Here is a 21,796-nt window from a genome sequence, read left to right as displayed (position 1 = left end):
CCAGGAAGCTGGCTTGGCAGAGGGGAAATGCGTTTTGAAATGTATGAATGAAATACATTTCAATTGACGCAGGTCTATTACTGACAAGCCTACATGATGACAAAATTTGAGAATAAAATATTGAACTCTTTCAATAAACTGATCGACAGACTCTCTGACTCTGAGGGACGTCAAGCACTCAAGGGAATGCAACGTGGTATTGAACGCGAAGCATTAAGAATTGATGATTCAGGTAATCTGGCAACGGATGCACATCCTAAAATGCTAGGTTCTGCGTTGACGCATTCTAGGATCACAACGGATTACAGTGAGTCTTTACTTGAGTTCATCACACCTGTTTTCACTGACATTGATCGTTTGCTGGAAGATTTAACCTATACCCATGCGTTCACGGTACAAAATTTACCTCAGCAAGGTTTGTGGCCAGTGAGTATGCCCTGTTATGTTGGCGATGTGAGTGACATACCTATTGCCGATTATGGCAGTTCAAATACAGGGAAGATGAAGCGTCTTTATCGTAAAGGCTTGACCTATCGATATGGTGCGCAAATGCAAATTATCTCTGGGGTGCATTTTAATTTCTCTGTATCTGACTCACTTTTGGACAGGCTATACCAGCTCAGCGATCAAGCCGTGTCAAAGACTGACTTTATCTCTGAGTCATACCTTGGATTGATCCGTAATTACCGGCGAATGGTTTGGGTTTTACCGTATTTATTTGGCGCTTCTCCCGCGCTTTGCCGCTCTTTTATTAAAGATCAGCAAACAGATATTCAATTCGAAGAGATGGGTAAGGGCACCTTGTATTTACCCTATGCAACATCGTTAAGAATGAGTGATCTTGGTTATACCAACAAAGAACAAGATAGATTAAGCATTAGCTACAATTCGTTAGAGCTATACCTCGAAGGCATGCAAAAGGCGATAAATATGCCATCGGCTAACTTTGAGCTGATAGGCGTTAAAGTCGATGGAGAGTTTAGGCAGTTAAATGCCAATGTTCTGCAAATAGAGAATGAATTTTATTCCCCTATCCGAGCTAAAAGAGTGGCTCAGGATGGTGAGAAGCCATCAGAAGCGTTAGCAAGAGCCGGTGTGGAATATATCGAAGTAAGAGCATTAGATGTAAATCCTTTCAGTGAGGTTGGCATCGAAGCCTCTCAAGTGAGATTCTTAGATCTGTTTTTACTTTACTGTTTGCTTAGCGACTCTCCAGACTCTGATGAGACTCAGGAAACTGAAATTACCAGTAATTTGAATCTAGTGATCTTAGAAGGGCGTAAACCTGGGCTTAAATTAAGCTGTAATGGTGAAGAAATCACACTTGCCGATTGGATGACGCAAATGTTCAATACCATGGGAACGATAGCGACGCTGCTAGATGACAAGGATAACCATGGCTACGCTCAAACTTTAGAAAAGTGGCTAGCGGCGGTGGAAAATCCTGATTTAACGCTTTCTGGACAAATCATAAAGCAGTTACAAGATAGTCAAATAGATCATGGCTGCTGGGTGAAAGCCTTAGCGAAAAAATATCACAGGGTATTAAATGAGACCGAATTGCCAGAAGATGTGCTTTTGAGATATCAAGTGGCGGCTAAGGAGTCACTGGCTAAGCAGCTACAGATGGAACAAGATTCGACACAGAGTTTTGAATCGTTTCTTGAAGACTATTTTAAAGAGGATACGTCAAGTATAGAAGCATCTAAACTGGCTGTATCTTCATAGTCTTTTCTGCGCATTAGCGTTAAATTAACACTGAGTTGTTATTATCTGCTCAGTGTTAATTTTTACATCACTAACGTTTAGATGAGAGTTAAACGTGAAACCATTAATTGTTCTATTGAGTTTGAGCTTATTACTCTTATCCGGCTGTGCCTCGAAGCCTGATGAAGCGCTTTACTGTGGTGTGGTTTCAGGCTATCTAGAGCCAGATCAACAACAAGATCTCTACCGTGCTGTTGTTACTCACCTCGACGGAAAGCCCGTCATTTCAAAACCAAACTATCGACTATCTCCAGGCGAATATACCTTTACGTTTGCTGAGTTGATAAGCTCGCCCTCTTTGAAAGTTAAACTTGCAGCCAGAGTGCCTAAAACATTGACCATCAATGTCGAGACAAACATTCGATACCACTTTGCCGCTAAATTTAATACCGATAAGCGTTATCGCGGTAATGATTCAGGTTTTTGGCAGCCAGAGATCTGGCTTGAAGAGCCGCAAGAGTGTGAGCTTGCAGTAAAGTAGCCAGTGATATTAAATCAATACGTCTTGCTTTTTAGCTTGGGTGATTGCTTCTTTTATCTAAGGGTGTGACACTAACGTTTTGATTAGTCTTACGACTTACTACTTAGATTATCAGAGCAAACAACCTCGATATGCAGGATTTAACATGTTGAAGTGGCTTGGGTATATATTTTGTCAGCATCACGAGATGGTATTTGCATTTATGAAACGGTTTTCGGCTTTAATCGCTGCTTTTTTGGCATTATTACTTTCAGGTTGTGCCACTGCTCCTCCTAAAAATCCTGAGAATTTATGTTCTATTTATCAGGAAAACCGCTCTTGGTATACCGCAGCAAAAAATACTCAAGAAAAATGGGGCGTGCCAGTTCATGTTCCTTTAGCCATGATGTACCAAGAAAGCTCCTTTAAGCACAATGCCGCGCCGCCTATGGAGTACTTTCTAGGTTTCATTCCTATTGGTCGTGCCAGCGACGCCTATGGTTACGCTCAAGCTAAAACCATGACATGGGATGATTATGTCAGAGAGACTGGGAACTCATGGTCAAGCCGAAGCAATTTCGATGATGCCATGGATTTTATGGGCTGGTTTATCTATAAAACCCATAAGATCAATGGAGTTTCAAAGTGGGATGCCAGAAATCAATATTTGAATTACCACGAAGGTTGGGGCGGGTATAAGCGAAAAACCTACAACCAGAAAGCTTGGTTGATCAAAGTGGCTGCAAAGGTCGACTCACGGTCTAAGCGTTATGCGGCGCAATATCGCACTTGTAAAGAAGATCTCGACTCGTCTTGGTTATGGCGTCTATTTTTTGCTTAGCAATAAATATCAGCCGGGCAGGGTAACTTCCTAGCCTTCGAATGAAGGCTGATTACATTTTTTGTTGTTGGGTCGAGGTTATATTGGTATTTTGTAGGTGATTGAAGGTCGATTCTTCATAGTCACTTATAGCCTGCGGCTCGCTAATGTGCAGCTACTTCTGCGAGACGCCGCAAGTACATCTGACCGCCATGGACGGTGGGAATGCCAAATTTTGTATGGAACAAAATTGGCCATGTGGGCTCTGCGATTTCATCTGACCCACACGGATGTGGGAAATGCCGAAAAATGTATGGAACATTTTTGGCCCTGAAATCGAAGCTCGCAGCCGCATCGACACTGAGGTTTTCACTAGCAGCCTATCTCTTCAGTTTAGGTTTATTGCTAGGCTTCGTAACTCACTTCTGCCCCAAAGTTTGCTAGCCTTCGAATGAAGACTGATTACATTTTCTGATTTAGCTTCTGGCTTAGTTCATGCTGGGTGGTGATTGAAAGTCGTACTTTCATGGCAACCTAACGCTTCCCAGCGGGGGATGTGCAGATGCTTCTGCGAGACGCTGTAAATATGTCCCTATACGCTCTGCGATTTCATCCCTGAAATCGAAGCTCGCAGCCGTATCTACACTTGTGGATTTACAAGAAGGTTTGACCTTATTCGCTCCGACCCCTTTGTTGATAAAGCTAAAGAGTTGTATAGCGCGCTGTTTGAGTCAGTATGGCAGACACTAAGCCAGTTTGGAATGTCACGTAAACACCTGCAAGGTCAGCTAGGAGGAACAGCGGTATTGCACACTTGGGGGCAAAATCTGAGTCAGCATATCCATTTGCATTGCTTAATTCCTGGCGGTGTATTAACGACGGAAGCCGACTGGCATGGCGTGAAATCTGACTACTTGTTTCCAGTTAAAGCGCTTGCCACCGTGTATAGAGGCAAGATGCTGCAAGCACTTAGGACACGCGAGCTTGATGTTCCTGAGAATGAAACACTAATGAGTAAGCCTTGGTGCGTATACAGCAAGGCATGTTTGAGCCGTGCTACTACAGTAGTGAAGTATCTAGGGCGCTATACCCGTAAAGGCATGTTACATGAATCCAGAATTAAAGCGGTGACAGAAGAAAGTGTCAGATTTAGCTACACCGATTATGCAGATAATAATCAGCGTAAAGTGATGCAACTTGATGGTGAAGAGTTTATCCGTCGCTACCTATTACATGTGCTGCCTAAAGGTGTGATGCGAGTTCGTCACTTCGGATTTTTAGCTAATGCTTGCAAGCGGAAAAAGCTGGAGCAAATCAAAGAACAGCTCCCATCGGTACAGCCACTCCCTGAGAAGCCTACAGTGGAACCAGGTTGCTTGTGGTTGTGCCCTAGATGTCAGCAAGGTTACTTACAGTTCATTGGCATCATCGAGCCCCAGCTGTTGGTGCAAGTACGAAATACTAAGGTACCACTACGACTGACAGGTTAACTGTAACGAGCTAGATAAAGGTTCAAGCTAAGTAAGACCTTACTATGAAATTTAGTGAGGGGAATACATGTGACTATAATGATATAAATGGTGCAATAAACTGACAATAGCCGCCATCACAGATATCAAAAGGTGCGGATGAAGCGAGTAAACTTCAAGCTATATCAAATGATTATCTCTTCGAAGCTTAAAAAAACGACTACCACAGAAAAGCAAAATCCTATAGCATAAAGCATACCGAATAAATGGAGTTGGCGAGGCATCGGCCAAGTCCAACAAGCGGTTTGTGCCATGCAAACAGCGCAACGCACAAATACTAAGACGTTATACGATTACGGAGATGGTATGGATAATATCCGCACTAATATAGAAAAATTTGGATGGCATTTTTTATATATTTTTGATCCTGAGGGCAATGCGTCTGATTTTTCTTATTCTGTTGGATTTGAAGAGTCTTATAACCACCCAGAAATTATAGTTTTTGGATTAAAAAAAGATACTGCTCACCATATTTTATCAGACATAGCTGACGAACTAAAAAATGGAAAGACATTCAACCCTAACGAGCGCTTAAATGACGTAATAGGTGGTGATATGGATGTGTTATTCAAACCCGTTCAGGAAGAGTTTCATAGCGAGTACCTCGGTTTAGCTTCTAAATATTACCAAAAATCATTCAGAGCAATGGTTATGTTTTGGCCAAACAAACAGAACATACTTCCAACAGAGGGGGGTTGTGATCTTACGATTCAAGATGAAGCGTTAAAAATCGTATAACAAGTTACTCAAACGGACGCTAAACAGTTGGCTAGCACTCGTTCCTCGTACATTTTAGCCAACAATTTCGCGCCGCTTAGTAAGGCGTTGAACTAAGCCGCTGCGCGGAGCCAAATGAGGCTTAAAATGAGTGTATAACTCACATTGGATCCGCTAGACTTAAAAAGATGTGAAGGAACACAACGATGACAAAGGAATTTCAATGAAATATGTAGAAACCACGCAATATTATTTGTTCAAAACAGCTCTACAGCCCAGAACCAGCATCAAAAAAAGCAAATCCCTATAGCATAAAGCATACCAATTAACTTGGACTAGGCATCGGCCAAGTCCAACAAGCGGTTTGTGCCATGCAAACAGCGCAACGCACAAATACTAAGACGTTACATGCAAGGAGGCATCTTGGACTTTTGCCATAACTTAGAAAACAAATACTTGAATGTTACTTCTGATAGTCAAAGCGATTATAGAACTTATGCTAAAATTGTTTTTGACATTATTTCTCGTCATGCAACACCCACACAAGTTAGAAAGTTATCATCTGATTTACAGCTCTCAGGCAATACATTTGATGAACAAAAATATATTCAAGCCGCGTGTGAAGCTTCAGTCGCGGCAAGTATCGCCGTTGCTTATCCCGAAACATTCAAATATGAGCCAAAAATAAATCCGCCTGCTGATGTTGATTGTTCATTTGAAGCTAATGGGTATAGATTTAATGTAGAATATTAACAGTGCCACCCACAATATTTTTGCTGTTCTAGGTGTTCGCAACTAAGCTAAAAAGAGAGTTGTTTAGTGAGGGGAGGCTGCTATGCCACGCCCAAGAAGAACGCAAGTTAGTATCGAAGATACGCCTATGTACCATTGCTGCAGTCGTGTAACTCGTCGAGCCTATCTCTTTGGCGACGATAAATTCACCGGTAAAAATTATGACCACAGACGGGGTTGGGTTGAATCTCAACTTCTTAAGCTCGGTGATATTTTTGCCATTGATATAGCGGCTTATGCTGTAATGTCTAACCATCTGCATCTTGTACTTCAGATAGATATCTATCAAGCGAATGGCTGGTCAGATAGGGAGGTCGTTGAGCGTTGGCATCAGTTATTTAAAGGCAAGGATATTACCCAGAAATTTGCAAGTGGCGATGTTATTGAAAGCTATGAAGTTACCAGGCTCAAATATGCTGTTGCACAGTATCGAAGTCGACTCAGTGATATCAGTTGGTTTATGAGGGCGCTAAATGAGCCCATTGCTCGTATGGCGAATAAAGAAGATAACTGTACAGGTCGCTTTTGGGAGGGAAGATTTAAAAGCCAAGCGTTACTCGATGAAGTGGCAGTCCTTGCTTGTATGGCTTATGTTGACCTCAACCCCATTCGCGCCAAGATGGCTCAAACACCAGAGAGCTCAGATTTCACCAGCATTCAACGGCGTATTAAAGCTGTAATGAATGGTGAACAACCACAAGTTTTGCTGCCCTTTGTGGGTAATGAGAGAAAGGATGTGCCAAAAGGGCTGATGTTCAGCACTAAAGATTACCTACAACTAGTTGATGATACTGGCCGTATTATAAGAGGTGATAAGCGTGGTGCCATCAGTTTTGAAAGCCAAAAACTTCTATCTAGATTAAATATTCCTGCCGATAACTGGCTTAAAATCACCAAAGAGTTTGGCAAGTTATTTAAAGGACCTGTAGGCACTCTGCAAGAGCTTACATCCTATTGTGAGCACTTAGATAAGCGAAGGCGACATTACAGCCAGTCCTGCCAGTACTTAACTAAAAGTTAGGTACTGGCGGTAAGTAATTTATCTTACTTAAAATTAGCCTTTAAGCGGGCACTTTTACCTGCTTGTTATTCGGTAAATTTCAAAATTGTTCTCTAAATTTCACTTCAATTGAATTGTTTTTGTCCTTTTAGCGACTGTAGGTGATACCTGTATCGAGTAGCGACTAGATGCCAAGTCATTATTGGTTGCATATTAGCGATGTGATACTAAATAGAATTTAATATGGATGGCACGATTAAGCGCGCGGTATTAAGGCTGTTGTGGCCAAGTAAACTCTGAACGGAGCGTAAATCCAGCCCTTGTTCCAGCAGGTGCGTGGCATAGCTGTGGCGTAAGTTGTGTGGGCTGATAGATTTATGAATGTTGCACTGTGCAATCACTCGCTTAAGCGCCTTCTGAATACCCCCTTTATCTATCATCGAATCCGGTTTACCGTCTTTACCAGGAAACATTAGGCGTGGATGACGGTGAGTTTGCCAGTAATATCTCAAAGCTAATAAGGTGCGTTGTGGTAGAGGGATTAACCTGTCCTTACCGCCTTTAGCATTACGAATATGTACCTGCATCATCTGTGAATCCACATCACCTACTTGCAATGAAATGGCCTCACCGAGGCGCAAACCCATACTGTATATGGTCAGAAAACAGACCTGATATCGCAACTTATGTGTGAGACTTATAACGATGGCAACTTCAGTTGGGGTTAGGATATCGGGCAGTCGGTTGACCTGTGGAGGCTTAACAATGCTGAGCCACTCCCAGTTTTGGTTAAGCACATATCGATAGAAAAACTGCAAACCGTTACGGTCGAGCTTAACGGTGCTCCATGAGTGTGACTCAATCAGCTGAGCGAAGTAGCGCTTCAAATCATCGGTAGTGAGGTTATCAGGGCAGCGGTCAAAGAAGGCGGCAATACGCCGTACCGCTCGGCTATATGCATCGATGGTGGCGGGTCGCTTGCCTTGCAGTGTTAAGTTGGTAAGATGTTGTTCATAAAGAGAATCAAAGCGTTGCTGTTCAGATGTGTTCATGAGAGTACTCCTAGGATAGCGATCAAAATGGATCGCCTCTAGAAAGTATTTAGGATGGAAGAGCAAACAGGCTTGTTATCTCTTCTGCCGCACAGCGGCTTCGTTCAACAAGCTAATAAATAATGACTAAAAACAGTTTGCTGTTTTCGTTCCTCAACATTTTAGCAAATAATTTTTAGCCCATTATTAGGGCGTTATGTTTCTGGAGATAAGTAACATATGACTACGGTTTGGGCTGCTTTATGTCTGTCATTGTTCCCTATATCACTATGGTATATTTGCGAAGCCAAATGTATCTTGGCTCTATTGAAAACAGATCATCCTCAAAAATGGAATGAGCTGGGAAATCTGGGGGTTATAAAAAATAACTCAATTGGGAACTCATCGAAGTTTGTAATGTTTCTTTTAAAATCAGAGTACAAAACATTGCATAATGTTGAGCTTACACAGAAAGCTAATAAGGCTAGGTTGCTGTTAATTGCTGTTAATTGCTGGTTACTTAATGGCTGCGCTTGCTTTCATTGCTCCGATAGTCATTGGTCAGCTATAAAACATAACAAGCCTCTGCATTAAGATTCACCAAGGCTGTCATGCCATTTGCTGAGCACATCGCCCGCCAGCACACGGTTCACTTATTAGAGGGCGTTAGGTGAAAAGGAAATTAAGCATCTATGGAGAATCCATCAACTTTATTAGTCGTCCATGATCTTCTTGTTTCGAGGGATTTTTACATTGATGTACTAGGTCTAAACCTTGTTGAAGAATATGAAGACAGTTTAAAGCTTAAAATCGGCTCACATAATGTGCTCATGTTTCAAGGAACAATGGAGGCGACAAATTATGAGCACGGATATAATTCAAACTCATCATTGGTGCTTACTGTAAGTAATTTGGATGAAAAAATTAACGAGTTAAAATCAAAAGGTGTTGTTTTTGTACATAAATCACCTAATGAAAATAGGTGGGGGCGCTATGCAGCTTTTAAAGACCCATCAGGGATCGTAAATGAACTAATGGAGTTTTTCACCTAACAAGCAAGACAAATAACAGTTGGTTTTTGCTCCTGTGTCGCTTATTTTAATCAACTGTCATTTGCCCATTATTTGGGCGTTCCCGTAATCAAATTGGTGCACTTGCTCTAATCTAAATAATTATTTTGATAGCTTTAGTCCTAACTCACTTTGCACAAAAGTGAGTCACAGTTAATAAAACTCCAATCGAAGACATAAATACTCAGGTGTGAACGCGGCTGTGACCTTCGACATCAGGGATGATGTCGCAGAGCGTATAGGGATATATTCACAGTGTGTCACAGAAGTGATTACACTTAAGGTGGTTCATTCACATCCATGTGATCACGACATTCGTACATCCTGTACAGCACCCACGGCAGGTGATAGATAAACATGAAGTTATAATATTTATTACACTTGCAAATACCCGTTAAGCCAAATGAAGCAATCAAAAAAGAGATTTGAAACTTGTGATCCGACAAGCAAACTTCAGCACCTGCTGAAAGCAATAAACACCAATGACGCTATGGTTCTTAGCAAGCTAACCAAACACCAAACCAGCCCAATGAACCCAATCAAAGAAGATATTTGAAACTTGTTATCCGACAAGCATCGTTTGCTATGGGAAAAGGTGTTTTTGTTATTAGTCTGTAAGCATTAGTTATTTGCAGTGTGAATCTAGCTAGGCGATAATTGGGCCCTGGCTTGGGGGAGCCGTTTACTCAAGGCTGTGTTTTTAATAGAATGCGCCACAAATTATAAATAATTCTAAGCTATACCCTACATAAGGATTAAAAATGAGCAAACCATTTGTTGCAGTGTTGATGGGATCTGATTCTGACTTACCAACTATGCAAGCTACCCTAGATGTGCTTAAGACGTTCGATATTCGATTTGAAGCTAAGGTGACTTCTGCGCACCGAACGCCTGCTGCGACTCATGCCTATGTGCATGATGCAGAATCGCGCGGTTGTAAGGTCTTCATCTGTGCTGCAGGTCTTGCTGCTCACTTAGCGGGTGCAGTCGCTGGTATCACGACGCGTCCAGTGATTGGTGTACCTGTGGACTGTGGTCCACTTCAAGGCCATGATGCTTTGCTTTCTACTGTGATGATGCCTGGTGGCGTTCCTGTTGCTACAGTAGCAATTGGTAGTGCTGGTGCTAAAAATGCGGGTTACTTAGCCGCGCAAATGTTAGCGGTTGGTGATGACGCATTAGCTATTGCAGTTAAAGAAGAGCGCGCTAAATCCGCTGCAGCAGTTGAAGCTAAAGATGCTAAATTGCAAGCTATGCTAGCAAACACATAAACAAAACCTGTTTATTGATATAAAACGCCACTTAGCCTTTGGGTTCGGTGGCGCTTTTGTTTATGAGCCATACTTAGCTGAGTAAGGAGCAACTAACCATAAGGAAGGGGGGCAGTGAAATAGACTTTTCTATGTTGGAGGACAGCCAATGAGAGTATTGAGGATTGTCTTAGTTTTCATTCTTGGCGTTATTATTCCATTTGCAACCGCAGAAGATAAGTCGCTTGAGGTGATCCTATTAGGCGAGAATGAAAGCTACAGCGGCACAACTGATGGTGAAGATAATATTATCATCACAGCGTGGAATATGATCCTCGCACAAAGTGAGACCAAACTTATTATCGACTATCAACAGATGAGTATGAGCCGTTCTTGGGCTGAATTGGTTAGGCTAAATAACGCCTGTGTTATGAATAAGGTTATCACTGCCGATAGGTTGGAAATCGCGCAATATAGTCAGTATCCTCTGTCAGTATTTCCTCCCGTTAGATTGATCACTCTCACCAATAAAGTGAGCCTATTTTCATCGCCATTCTCATTTCAGCAACTTGAGGCGAACCCTAAACTTAGGTTAGGAGTGGTGAAGTCAAGAAGTTATGGAGGGGAGCTCAATGAGGAGATCAAAAAATATTCGACCCAGATATTCACTCGAGGTGGCGTAGACTCGTCTGATAAATTGGTGGATATGTTACTCGTTGGCAGAGTCGATGGAATATTAGAGTACACACTTTCGGTAGAGGATTATTTGCAAGACGAAGGTCGGGGTGGCGAAGTCAGTGCCTTACCTATCGAGAATATCTCTGACTTGATGTTAGGTTATATTGCCTGCTCAAAAACCGCTGAAGGACAGGCCATTATCAATGCGATTAACTCAAGTTATGCTGTGTCTGGCTTTAGTGAGAAGTTTATCAATTTGCACCTGGAACATTTCGGTCAGGTCGAGGCAGAAATCTTACAACCCACCTTAGAATCTCTGTTTACCTCACCACAAGAGTGATGGCCTAAACTTTGCTCAAATTTTATCTTTATACCGGTTGGTATTTTTATTGAGTGAAAAATAACCCTTTTAGCTATCGTTCTCGTTAATAAGAGAAACAACAGGTGAAAGGGGAAGTTCATGGGTCAGTTAAATAACCATTCTATCGAAAGGATTCATTCTACGGCTAGAGTGAATAAAGGCTATCAATTATCACTTATCTCAATGTCATTATTTATGGCATTGTCGGCATGTAGTGGTGAGCAAGCAGAAGAAAAACCAGCAAATTCTGAGCAAAATCTACATTCAAATCCAAGTCAAAATCAGCAAATTGAGCAGGTAAAAAATCCAGTCCAAGATCATCAAGTCTCCGCTGCTAACAAGGTACAAGCTCAAAACGATAGGTTGGATCATCCCTTAGTATCACAAACTGAGTTATCTGAGGAAAAGTCAGCCGATGTTTATGTCGCAGGCAAGCAGGCCAGCGAGCGTATGATAAAGATGAAATCCCTAAGCCGTACTCATATTATGGGGCAGATGAGTGCTCCCGGTGTGCCAGCGTTTAGAGAAGCGACTAATAGAGATAATTTTGAGCGACAGACTGCTAATGGCATCATGGTGGCGGGGGAGATCCCGGTATCTACCTTCTCGATCGATACCGATACTGGTAGTTATTCCACTTTGAGACGCTGGATAAATCAGGGACGCCTGCCAGATAAGGGCACGGTTCGAGTCGAGGAGATGATCAATTATTTTAATTATCAATATGCCACTCCCGCGGCAGTCGAGCAGCCATTCAGTGTCAATACCGAGCTGGCACCGTCTCCCTACAATGAGCATAAGATGTTGCTCAGGATTGGCCTCAAGGGATATGAGGTCGATAAGTCCCAGCTAGGGGCGAGCAATTTAGTCTTCTTGCTCGATGTCTCCGGCTCCATGAACTCGCAAGATAAACTACCGCTACTAAAGACATCGTTGAAGATGTTATCTCAGCAATTGAGTGAGCAAGATAATGTCTCCATTGTTGTCTATGCCGGGGCGTCGGGCGTGGTGCTCGATGGGGTAAAAGGCAATGACACTCAGGCAATTAACCAGGCATTGAATAGCCTAAAGGCGGGTGGCTCGACTAATGGAGGCGCCGGGATCCAGCAGGCCTATCGACTGGCGCAGAAACATTTTATCCAAGGTGGGGTTAATCGGGTCATCTTGGCTACCGACGGAGATTTTAATGTTGGCACCACAGATCATCAGGCCTTGATGGATCTGATAGCAGCAAAACGTGATAAGGGCATAGCATTAACGACCTTAGGTTTTGGTCAGGGAAATTATAATGATCACCTGATGGAGCAACTTGCCGATAAAGGTAACGGTCATTACGCCTACATAGATACCCTGAATGAGGCGCGTAAGGTGCTGGTGGATGAGTTGAGTTCGACCCTGCTGACCATAGCCAAAGATGTGAAGATTCAAGTGGAGTTTAATCCGGCAATTGTCTCAGAGTATCGCTTGATAGGTTATGAGAACCGTGCCCTTAATCGTGAAGACTTTAATAATGACAAGGTCGATGCCGGCGAGATAGGAGCGGGTCACAGAGTCACCGCGCTCTATGAGATAAGTTATGTCGATAGCCCCAATCAGGCCAATGACAAGCTCAGGTATGGTTATGATGATGCCACAGGCGTGGAGAAATATAGTCGGGATGAGATAGCCTTCCTCAAGTTGAGATATAAACCAATTGGAAAGGATACTAGCCGTCTGATCTCATATGCAATTCGCAGAGACTCAGGGGTTAAGACCTTAGCGCTGGCGAGTGATGATTATCGGTTCTCCGCCGCGGTTGCTGGGCTCGGGCAATTGATTAATCAGAGTCTCTATACCCATGACCTGAGCTATGCCAAGGTGATCGACCTGGCTCAGTCTTCAATGGGCCAAGATGCGTTTGGTTACCGTCATGAGTTTGTGCAGCTAGCTAAGACAGCGAGTTTATTGGCTGACCAAGAGGCTGTGGTTGAGGGAGAGAACATGTCGAGTGTCATTCATCCCATAAAACCTATGCCTAAACCTATAGTCGAAGCTCAGCCTAAGTACATCGCGCCCCATATAAAGTCGGCACAATATCAGCTTGAGATAGACAAAGGTGTTCAGGGCGTGCAAACTTTCCATAGATAGCCTATCTATAACCTCTCCCTCGATATACGTTCAGTTTAAGGGAGAGTGGACTCAACAGGAGAGATGCGTGACAGAAGCGTTAGGGCAACAAAATACTGAAGCAGAAGACGATCAGCAATTAATGTTGAGCTATGCCCAAGGGAACAGCTCAGCATTTGAATCTCTTTATAAAAAGCATAAAGGGGGCTTGTATCGATATTTTATTAGGCAAATTGGGGATCTGCAACTGGCAGAAGATCTGTATCAGGAAACGTGGGGCCGAGTGATCAAAGCTGCCTCGAATTATGAGTCTAGCGCCAAGTTTACCACCTGGCTCTATCGCATCGCCCATAACTTGCTTATCGATCATGTCAGAGCCGTGAAACCTGTGGATCTATTTAGTGAAACGTTCACTGAGGAGCAGGACTCAGAGTGTTTTCTGCCCAGTGATGAGTTGTCTCCTGACAGAGTGATGGAGGTCAATGTTAAAGCGAGTCTACTTAAGCATTGTATCTCTCTATTGCCGACGGTTCAGAAAGAAGCCCTGCTATTGAATATGGAAGGGGGGTTCACCGCAGGAGCCATCGCTGAAATTGTTGGTGTAACGCTCGAAGCCACTAAGAGTCGCATTCGCTATGCCAATCAGGGGCTCAAATCCTGTGTGATGAACAAGTGGCAGGAGGTGCAAGATGAAAGATGATAAAAACAGCTCTTTAAGCAAGCTTAATGATGAGTTTGATAGTGACTTACAGGCTTGGTACAAACTGCAAGAACAAGAAGTTCCCAGTACGGAACTCGATGATGCCATTATCAAAATGGCAAAAGAAGCGAGTGCAGAAAAAACTCAGTCTATCACTGATATCGATCAGCAATCAGCCTCTTCTACTGGTGATAAAAACAGTGATAATGTCATTCGGGTTGAGAATAGCTTCTGGCGAAAGAATCGGTGGGCATTGTCATCAGCAGCCTCGGTGATGCTTGTTGTCACTGTGGTCTTACTCAATCCTCAGAGTCCTCAAGAGATCTTATCCGATGATGCCATGCCCATGATGATGCAGATGAGTGAACCAGTTGATTCGAATATTGAATCGACACAAAACATTGACTCTATTAGCTTGCAAGAGCGGAGTTTGGATGTGAATAAAGCACCACAACAGGTTCAAATGACGCCCAGAGTGATGTCTGTATCCGATGCTAATTTAGAAGGCCAAGCCGAAACTAAAATGAAGCAAGCTGGCGAAATGCATCAGGCAAATGATAGTGCTAGATTAGGGGCTCATGCACCTACCACTAAGTCGGTGCCGCAGCGTGAAGCCGTTGTAAGCGCTAAGCAGGTTTTGAATCATCTTGAGCAGTTAATTGATAGTCAAGAATGGCAAGAGGCTGAAATTTTAGTCAATGAAATCGCCAAACAATATCCACAGCTTGAAGAACTTAATCACCCTCAGCATCAGCGTTGGCGCGAGCTGCAGTTAGCAATAACTGAACATTAATCGCGTCGTTTTGTAGCCGATTTAGCATCAAAGTAATGATAACAACGAAAAAGCAGTTAGCCGTTAGCTGCTTTTTATTTTGTTGTTCCGACAATTAAGAGTTAAAAAATATCCTTAAACCAGTCCCAAATGCCTAACGACGTTCCTTCGAGCAGATCGATGCCTAACGCCGATTTAAGTATGTAAAGAGTGAGCAAGCCAAATAAAATGCTAATAATAATGAATCCAAACATTAGGCCAACAAACATTAGCATGGAGGCATGTTTCTCACGTCGAGTATAGGCTCTGCGGTTCTTACCGAGTAAGAAGACGTAATAGAAACGCCAAGGGACAAACGGGAAAGCAAAGGTACCCCGGTTATCAATAAAGTGCTTGCCCCAAGTGCCATCTCCCACTGCAATGCGCATGCCTTGAAGTTGCTCATCTGTGTAGGTGTTAGCTAGGCCTTTAGGTAGATTCTTGAGTAACTTTATAATCACGGGGTCTTGCCTAATTTTAGTCGGCACACCTAGGCTAACCTCTTCTATCTCGTGGGGTTGTTGACTTGCTCTAGCTTTACTATCTTCCTGATCCCCCATCAAATAGCTCACCTTTTAACCAAGACGTCTACTGAGTATAGTTAGGTCACAGATTTGTACACATTTGCTAATGATTTACGTGTTAATTTTTACTGTTGCTTTAAGAAAAGTTTGCTACCTTGTTGTCCTTGAAAAATTATATTAATAATAAATAACGAGTCGCTTATGAAACTTCGCCTTTCTGTTGCCTGTACTTTATTAGCACTTGGCAGCTTAAGTTCCTTATCTGTTGTAGCATCCGATTCTACTAAACCTGGTTATTTTCGTGCACCGGCACTGAGTGACAATACCTTAGTGTTCACGGCTGAAGGTGATCTCTGGACCAAGAGACTCGATCAGAGTCAGGCTCAGAGATTGACCAGTTTGCCGGCGGAAGAGTTAGGGGCAACAATATCGAAGAATGGTGAGTGGGTAGCCTATGTGGCTAACTACGAAGGTAGCAGCGAAGTGTATGTTATCCCAATTAAAGGTGGTCAGGCCAAGCGAGTCAGTTTCGAAAATAGCCGAGTGCGAGTGCAGGGCTGGACAGCCGATGGCCAGGTTTTGTATGCCACTGATAATGCATTTGGTCCTGCCAACTATTGGGTGCTTAGAAGCGTTAATCCTGACACCTTAGAGACTCAAGACTTACCTTTGGCCGATGCCATCGAAGGGACGATTGACTCGCAAGGCGAGTATCTGTATTTCACGCGCTTTGGCCTACAGACTACCGGTGACAACGCTAAGGTTTATCGCGGCGGCGCCAAAGGTGAGCTGTGGCGCTTCAAATTGGGCTCAAAGACTGAAGCCGAGCGCTTAACATCTGGCCATATCGGTTCAGTGCGTCAACCTATGCTCTGGGACGACCGGCTTTACTTCATTAGCGACAGTGATGGCAATGACAACATTTGGTCTATGACACCCGATGGAAAAGAGGTTAAGCAACATACTCAGTTTACCGATTGGCAGGTGCGCGGTGCACGCATCGACAATGGTCGCATCGTGTTCCAGCAAGGCGCCGATATCAAGCTTTATGATATTGCTGCCAATAGCACCCGGATTTTAGATATTAATTTAGTGTCAGATTTTCCACAGCGCCGTGAGCATTGGGTTAACGATCCGATGAAGTACGCGACATCGACTCGTCTTTCACCTTCTGCAAGCAAAGTGGTGATAACTGCAAGAAGTCATGTGGCCGTCGCGGCCACAGATGGTTCTCGTCTGGTTGAAATAGCACTCCCTGGCAACAGCCGCATTCGCAATGCTGTGATGAGTCCCGATGAAAAATGGGTCTATGGGATCAGTGACGCTTCCGGTGAGCAAGAGATCTGGCGCTTTCCTGCCGATGGTGGCAATGGCGCTAAACAGTTAACCGATAATGGTCAGACCCTACGCATGTCGCTCAGTGTGTCACCGGATGGAAGATACATTGCCAGTGATGATTATGAAGGTAACTTGTGGCTACTGGACCTTAAGAAGAATAGGCACAAGAAGATTATTACTCAGGGAGAAGGGCTTGGCCCCTATGCCGATATCGTCTGGTCGGGTGACAGTCAGTTTATCGCCGTTACTAAGTCAGAAATTGGTAAGCCCAGACCGCAAATCGTGCTCTATTCTCTGGGTAAGCAGCGCGCAGAGACATTGACCACTGATAAGTATGAATCATACTCCCCGGTATTTAGCACAGATGGTAACTGGCTCTACTTCCTCTCCAACAGGCAGTTTAATTCGACGCCTACCTCACCCTGGGGCGATCGAAACTTAGGGCCTATGTTTGATAAGCGCACCCAAATATTTGCCCTGGCATTAGACAAAGATGCCAGGTTTGCCTTTCAAAAACCCAATGAATTGCTTAAGAGCGAAGCCGATGAGAAAGACAAGAAACAATCAGATAAGGTCAGCGTCGATTGGGATGGGCTAAACCAGAGGTTATGGCAGGTACCAGTGGCTTCCGGTAACTATTCCGCATTGACGGCGAACCAAGAGGGGCTCTATTTCCTCGACCGCGCTGCCGCTCGTGGCAGTAAGCCGAGCCTTAAGCTGGTGAAGTTCGATCCTCTAAGCCCTAAAGTAGAGACATTCGCTAAAGATGTCGCCAGTTACAGCCTATCGGCAGACGGTGAGAAGCTGTTTATTCGCAAGTCTAATCATGGCGGCAAAGATATGCTGATTGTCGATGCCGGTGATAAATTGCCTAAAGAACTGACCAATGCCAAGGTGCAGATACAGCAATGGCAGCTCGCCATTGAGCCCAAGCTTGAGTGGCAACAGATGTTTGAAGATGCCTGGTTGATGCACAGAGATTCTTTCTACGATAAGAAGATGCGTGGTCTGGACTGGCAGGCGACTAAGGCTAAATATCAACCTCTGGTAGACAGGCTCACCGACAGGCATGAACTCAACGATCTATTTAAGCAGATGATGGGAGAGCTCGATTCCCTCCACTCTCAAGTTCGCGGTGGCGATCTCGACAAAGATATGCAGATGGCTAAGGCTGCCAGTTTAGGTGCGCGTCTCGAGCAGACCCAAGCCGGCGTTAAGATTGCTCACATCTATCAAAATGATCCCGAATTGCCTACTCAGGCGGCGCCATTGGCTAAGGTGAGTGTCGATGCTGAGGTAGGAGACATCATCATTGCCATAAACGGCAAGAAAGTAACCAATGTCGCCGATGTGACTCGTTTCTTGAGAAATCAGGCGAAGAAGCAGGTGTTGCTTCAGCTCAAACGAGGCAACAAACAACATAAAACCATAGTGAAGCCAGTAACTGTCCGCAGTGATGCCAAGCTCAGGTATTTGGACTGGGTCAACCATAATGGCACTAAGGTGGGTGACAGTAGTGAAGGAAAGATTGGTTACTTACATCTGTATGCCATGGGCAGTGGTGATATTGCCAGCTTCGCTCGTGAGTTTTACGCCAACTATGAGAAAGAAGGTTTAATCATAGATGTGCGTCGTAATCGTGGCGGTAATATTGATAGCTGGATCATCGAAAAATTATTGCGTCGTACTTGGGCTTTCTGGCAGCCAACACGGGGCACCCCAAATGCGAATATGCAGCAAACGTTCCGTGGCCATTTAGTCGTGCTGACCGATGAGCTGACCTATTCAGACGGTGAGACATTCTCCGCCGGTATCAAGGCCCTCGGCATAGCACCACTTATCGGTAAGCAGACTGCGGGAGCCGGTGTCTGGTTGTCGGGGCGTAATTCTCTGACAGACAAGGGCATGGCGCGCGTCGCCGAGTATCCTCAATATGCGATGGACGGTCGTTGGGTGCTTGAAGGGCGTGGAGTGAGCCCGGATATCGAGGTGGATAATTTACCCTATGCCACATTTACCGGGCATGACGCTCAACTTGAGAAGGCCATTTCTTACCTTAAAGATGAGCTGGTTAAACAACCCATACATCCGCTTAAGGCGTTACCAATACCGGCTAAATCTATGGCTGATGACATAAACAGGCAATAAGAGTGAGTGAAAGCGAATAAGGATTTATAAAATAAGATTAATTAGTTAAAGATATATGGGTAATGCATATTAATGCTTATCCAAGAGTTTTATTTGTGTCAGGCACACCCTATGTCTGTTTCGGTTCTCTCACCAAGGCCGGAATTTTTAGGAAGCTATCGGTCAAGCAGTTCCCAGGCTGATAGCTTCCGCTTTTCTTTTCCCTTGTTACAATTCAAAGTAATGCTTTGCTATGGATAACCTTGGCGATGAATTTCTCATATTCCTTTGCTAGGTTGGCATCAACTGGTAACTAATCGCTACCGATATCAATAATCATATTCTGTTAATCCCGCTTAGTATTAGTGACTGCTATAGAGCGGGTTAGATAGGTCATTAAAATTAATCTTGTGTCTTTAAGGTTAAAATCTTGTTAGGGTTATTCTTGGTTTTTAGTATTAAAAACAAGTTTAAATCCAAGTTTTTTGGCCAGTTGTTTACATGTGTTCAGATTAATGGGTAGGTAGGATAAATGAGTGAGAAACGTGAAGACAAAGAAACGACACAAGAACGGGTAGAGCCCACACAGGCTTCAACAGATCCCAGTGTCGATGACAGTCGAGCTAAGACGAACAAGATCCGTAAGGCGACCAACATCATTTTGAGTGTGGCGACGGTGATGTTTATCTTTCACTTAATTGCCGACCGCTTCATTCCTTCGACAGATCTTGGCCGTGTCAGAGCCTTTGTCGTTCCTATTAGCCCTCAAGTCTCTGGCGAGATTATTGATATTCTGGTCACGCCAAATACCTTAGTGAAACAGGGGGACCTGCTTGCCAAAATTGATCCGCTTGATTATCAGATTGCACTGGAAACTGCACAGCAAAAACTGAAGCAAGCTGGGCAGAATATGGGGGCACAGACTGCAAATGTTGCAGCGGCTCAGGCGAAAGTGACCAATGCACTTGCGAATTATAAGAATGCTCAGGTGCAGTCAAAAAGAATCTTCGCCATGGTCGAAAAGGCGGTGATGTCGCAGGCTGATGCCGATAATGCCCGTGCTGAGTTAACCAGTGCTGAGACAGGGGTCGCCGCTGCCAAAGCCGATCTTGCTAAAGCCGAAGAACGTCTGGGTGCTGAAGGTGAAAACAACACTAACGTTAAGTCTGCATTATTGGCGCTGCAACAGGCTGAATTGAATTTGCAAAGAACTGAAATACGCGCACCAACCGATGGTGGTGCATCGAATTTTCGTCTAAAAGAAGGCGTGTTTGCCAGTGCAGGCCAGCCCTTGATGACCTTTATCTCTTCTGAAGATGTATGGATTGAAGCCTACTTTAGAGAAAACAGCTTAGGTAATATGAAACAAGGTGATGAAGTTGAGTTTGCCTTGGACTATGCCCCAGGCAAGGTATTTAAAGGTAAAGTTGGCAATATAGATTATGGCATCGACTGGGGACAGAGCGAGCAAAATGGGAAGCTTGCTCAAGTCTCGGGGCAGAGTGGTTGGCTGCGCCAATCTCAGCGCTTTCCCGTCACTATCATTATCACAGGTGAAGAAACCAAAGGCCTAAGGCGTGTCGGTGGGCAAGCCGATGTGTTGGTCTATACATCCGACGGCGGATTGTTTAACTTGTTTGGCAAGGCTTGGATCCGTTTAGTTAGCTGGTTCTCTTATGTCAGGTAGTCAAGCTATCGCAACCCCAGAGCAAATCTATACCCGCAAGGTGCTACGTTTTACCTTAGGAATAGCCTTGTCTATTGCAATCTCGGCGGCCTTTGCATGGCCGCTGGCATTTATTGTGCCTGTATTTGTGGCCAAGTTTTTCGTCGACAGGCAGGAGCCAACGAAACAGACGGTCTATGAGTTACTACTCGCTATGATCTGTACCATTTTAATCGCTTGGGTGGTGAGTTTCGGACCAACTCAGTATCCCTTTGTCCTGCTCCCCTTAATTGCTATGGTGATGATGTGGGCCTACTACCTGTTTAGCGATCCTAAATGGAATTTCTTTGCCACTGTCCTCATTATCGCTGTTTTGTTGCTGCCTTATCTGGGGCTGCAACAACCAGGTGCCGCCCTTATGGTCGGGGTTGGTTTGAGTTTTTCAGGTGTGGTCTCAGTGGCCATCTTCGCCTTAATGCACGCCCTGTATCCAGATCTTTCCCAGAAGAGAGAGCAACATCCTATGCCAGCTCAATCTTCTGAAGATAGAGCCTATGAGTCATTCAGGGCATTACTCTTAGCCTTTCCTGTTATCTGTTTCTTCTATCTGCTTGAGATATCCGGTGCGCTTCTGACCATGATTTTTATTGCTATTCTCTCCTTGCAAGCAGCGGGGGAGAAAAGCGTGAAAGTGAGCTTATTTTTATTAATAACCAATAGTATTGGTGGCTTACTGGCAATTGTTTTCTATAATTTATTAGTGTTTGTTCCTGATCTGTCTTTTTATGTCATTTTAGCCAGCTTAGCGGCGATACTCTTTGCGAAAAAGATTTATGAAGATCCGACAAAAGCCCCCTTGTATGCCGGAATTTTCTCGGCCTTGATTGTGGTGGTGGGATCGACGGCATCTTCGGCGGACAAGGGAGTGGCTGAAAATTTCTATATGCGAATTTTACAGCTGATGATGGTCGGTATCTACATGGTTTTTGCTTCCTTTTTTCTGGAAAGCAGAAATTGGGCATTTTTAAGGAAGATTGAGAGGTAAAGAT

At 44.0% G+C, this 21,796-nt stretch carries 17 protein-coding genes and 1 pseudogene; 16 read left to right on the top strand and 2 right to left on the bottom strand.

Features of this window, described 5'->3' with window-relative positions; genetic code table 11:
* The first annotated feature begins 93 nt into the window (after window positions 1-93).
* The 7 genes and pseudogenes from gshA to FM038_RS17825 all read left to right on the top strand — a co-directional run bounded on the left by gshA (window position 94) and on the right by FM038_RS17825 (window position 7,106).
* Entirely contained in the window at window positions 94-1,728 is a 1,635-nt protein-coding gene (gene gshA, locus FM038_RS17855; protein ID WP_142874665.1) for a glutamate--cysteine ligase, read from the top strand.
* A gap of 94 nt (window positions 1,729-1,822) precedes the next feature.
* Complete coding sequence (locus FM038_RS17850) at window positions 1,823-2,248, top strand: hypothetical protein (RefSeq protein ID WP_142874664.1); 426 nt, start codon at window positions 1,823-1,825, stop codon at window positions 2,246-2,248.
* A 202-nt stretch (window positions 2,249-2,450) separates the two neighbouring features.
* Window positions 2,451-3,068, top strand: coding sequence for a transglycosylase SLT domain-containing protein (locus tag FM038_RS17845; RefSeq protein ID WP_142874831.1), 618 nt, complete (start codon window positions 2,451-2,453; stop codon window positions 3,066-3,068).
* 680 nt (window positions 3,069-3,748) lie between these two features.
* Window positions 3,749-4,537, top strand: a pseudogene (locus FM038_RS17840) (IS91 family transposase); the annotation flags it as partial.
* Between the two features lie 345 nt (window positions 4,538-4,882).
* Complete coding sequence (locus tag FM038_RS17835; RefSeq protein WP_142874830.1) at window positions 4,883-5,314, top strand: DUF4262 domain-containing protein; 432 nt, start codon at window positions 4,883-4,885, stop codon at window positions 5,312-5,314.
* Between the two features lie 402 nt (window positions 5,315-5,716).
* Window positions 5,717-6,046: a hypothetical protein gene (locus FM038_RS17830; RefSeq protein WP_142874663.1), complete on the top strand. Its 330-nt coding sequence runs from the start codon at window positions 5,717-5,719 to the stop codon at window positions 6,044-6,046.
* Window positions 6,047-6,128: 82 nt separating this feature from the next.
* Window positions 6,129-7,106: a transposase gene (locus FM038_RS17825; RefSeq protein ID WP_142874662.1), complete on the top strand. Its 978-nt coding sequence runs from the start codon at window positions 6,129-6,131 to the stop codon at window positions 7,104-7,106.
* Between the two features lie 206 nt (window positions 7,107-7,312).
* Here the strand turns inward: FM038_RS17825 and FM038_RS17820 are convergent, their stop codons facing one another.
* Window positions 7,313-8,137 (bottom strand): tyrosine-type recombinase/integrase, encoded by an 825-nt coding sequence (locus tag FM038_RS17820; protein WP_142874661.1) that lies wholly within the window; start codon window positions 8,135-8,137, stop codon window positions 7,313-7,315.
* A gap of 671 nt (window positions 8,138-8,808) precedes the next feature.
* On the opposite strand from FM038_RS17820, the gene FM038_RS17815 reads away from it, so the two are divergent.
* The 6 genes from FM038_RS17815 (at window position 8,809) to FM038_RS17790 (ending at window position 15,074) form a co-directional block, all read left to right on the top strand.
* Window positions 8,809-9,168 (top strand): VOC family protein, encoded by a 360-nt coding sequence (locus FM038_RS17815; RefSeq protein ID WP_142874660.1) that lies wholly within the window; start codon window positions 8,809-8,811, stop codon window positions 9,166-9,168.
* Window positions 9,169-9,947: 779 nt separating this feature from the next.
* Window positions 9,948-10,457 carry a 5-(carboxyamino)imidazole ribonucleotide mutase gene (gene purE / locus FM038_RS17810; protein ID WP_142874659.1) on the top strand — a complete coding sequence of 170 codons (510 nt, stop codon included), beginning with the start codon at window positions 9,948-9,950 and terminating at the stop codon, window positions 10,455-10,457.
* Window positions 10,458-10,605: 148 nt separating this feature from the next.
* Window positions 10,606-11,454 carry a hypothetical protein gene (locus FM038_RS17805; RefSeq protein ID WP_142874658.1) on the top strand — a complete coding sequence of 283 codons (849 nt, stop codon included), beginning with the start codon at window positions 10,606-10,608 and terminating at the stop codon, window positions 11,452-11,454.
* A gap of 120 nt (window positions 11,455-11,574) precedes the next feature.
* A complete protein-coding gene (locus FM038_RS17800) occupies window positions 11,575-13,602 on the top strand; it encodes a vWA domain-containing protein (RefSeq protein ID WP_142874657.1) in 2,028 nt (675 codons plus the stop codon).
* 121 nt (window positions 13,603-13,723) lie between these two features.
* On the top strand, window positions 13,724-14,281 hold the full coding sequence (locus FM038_RS17795) for a sigma-70 family RNA polymerase sigma factor (RefSeq protein WP_185965869.1): 558 nt from the start codon (window positions 13,724-13,726) through the stop codon (window positions 14,279-14,281).
* Window positions 14,271-15,074: a hypothetical protein gene (locus FM038_RS17790; RefSeq protein WP_142874655.1), complete on the top strand. Its 804-nt coding sequence runs from the start codon at window positions 14,271-14,273 to the stop codon at window positions 15,072-15,074. Before FM038_RS17795 ends, FM038_RS17790 begins: the two co-directional genes overlap by 11 nt.
* Window positions 15,075-15,175: 101 nt before the next feature.
* Here the strand turns inward: FM038_RS17790 and FM038_RS17785 are convergent, their stop codons facing one another.
* On the bottom strand, window positions 15,176-15,652 hold the full coding sequence (locus FM038_RS17785) for a hypothetical protein (RefSeq protein WP_223292894.1): 477 nt from the start codon (window positions 15,650-15,652) through the stop codon (window positions 15,176-15,178).
* Between the two features lie 165 nt (window positions 15,653-15,817).
* Between FM038_RS17785 and FM038_RS17780 the strand changes: the two genes are divergently transcribed.
* The 3 genes from FM038_RS17780 to FM038_RS17770 all read left to right on the top strand — a co-directional run bounded on the left by FM038_RS17780 (window position 15,818) and on the right by FM038_RS17770 (window position 21,792).
* Window positions 15,818-19,102, top strand: a complete 3,285-nt coding sequence (locus FM038_RS17780; RefSeq protein ID WP_142874654.1) for a S41 family peptidase — start codon at window positions 15,818-15,820, stop codon at window positions 19,100-19,102.
* A 511-nt stretch (window positions 19,103-19,613) separates the two neighbouring features.
* Window positions 19,614-20,768 carry an HlyD family secretion protein gene (locus FM038_RS17775; protein WP_142874653.1) on the top strand — a complete coding sequence of 385 codons (1,155 nt, stop codon included), beginning with the start codon at window positions 19,614-19,616 and terminating at the stop codon, window positions 20,766-20,768.
* Window positions 20,758-21,792 (top strand): DUF2955 domain-containing protein, encoded by a 1,035-nt coding sequence (locus FM038_RS17770; protein ID WP_142874652.1) that lies wholly within the window; start codon window positions 20,758-20,760, stop codon window positions 21,790-21,792. Before FM038_RS17775 ends, FM038_RS17770 begins: the two co-directional genes overlap by 11 nt.
* The last annotated feature ends 4 nt before the right edge of the window (window positions 21,793-21,796 follow it).

Source organism: Shewanella eurypsychrophilus (assembly GCF_007004545.3).
Taxonomy (GTDB): domain Bacteria; phylum Pseudomonadota; class Gammaproteobacteria; order Enterobacterales; family Shewanellaceae; genus Shewanella; species Shewanella eurypsychrophilus.
This window is presented reverse-complemented; position numbering and strand designations above follow the sequence as displayed.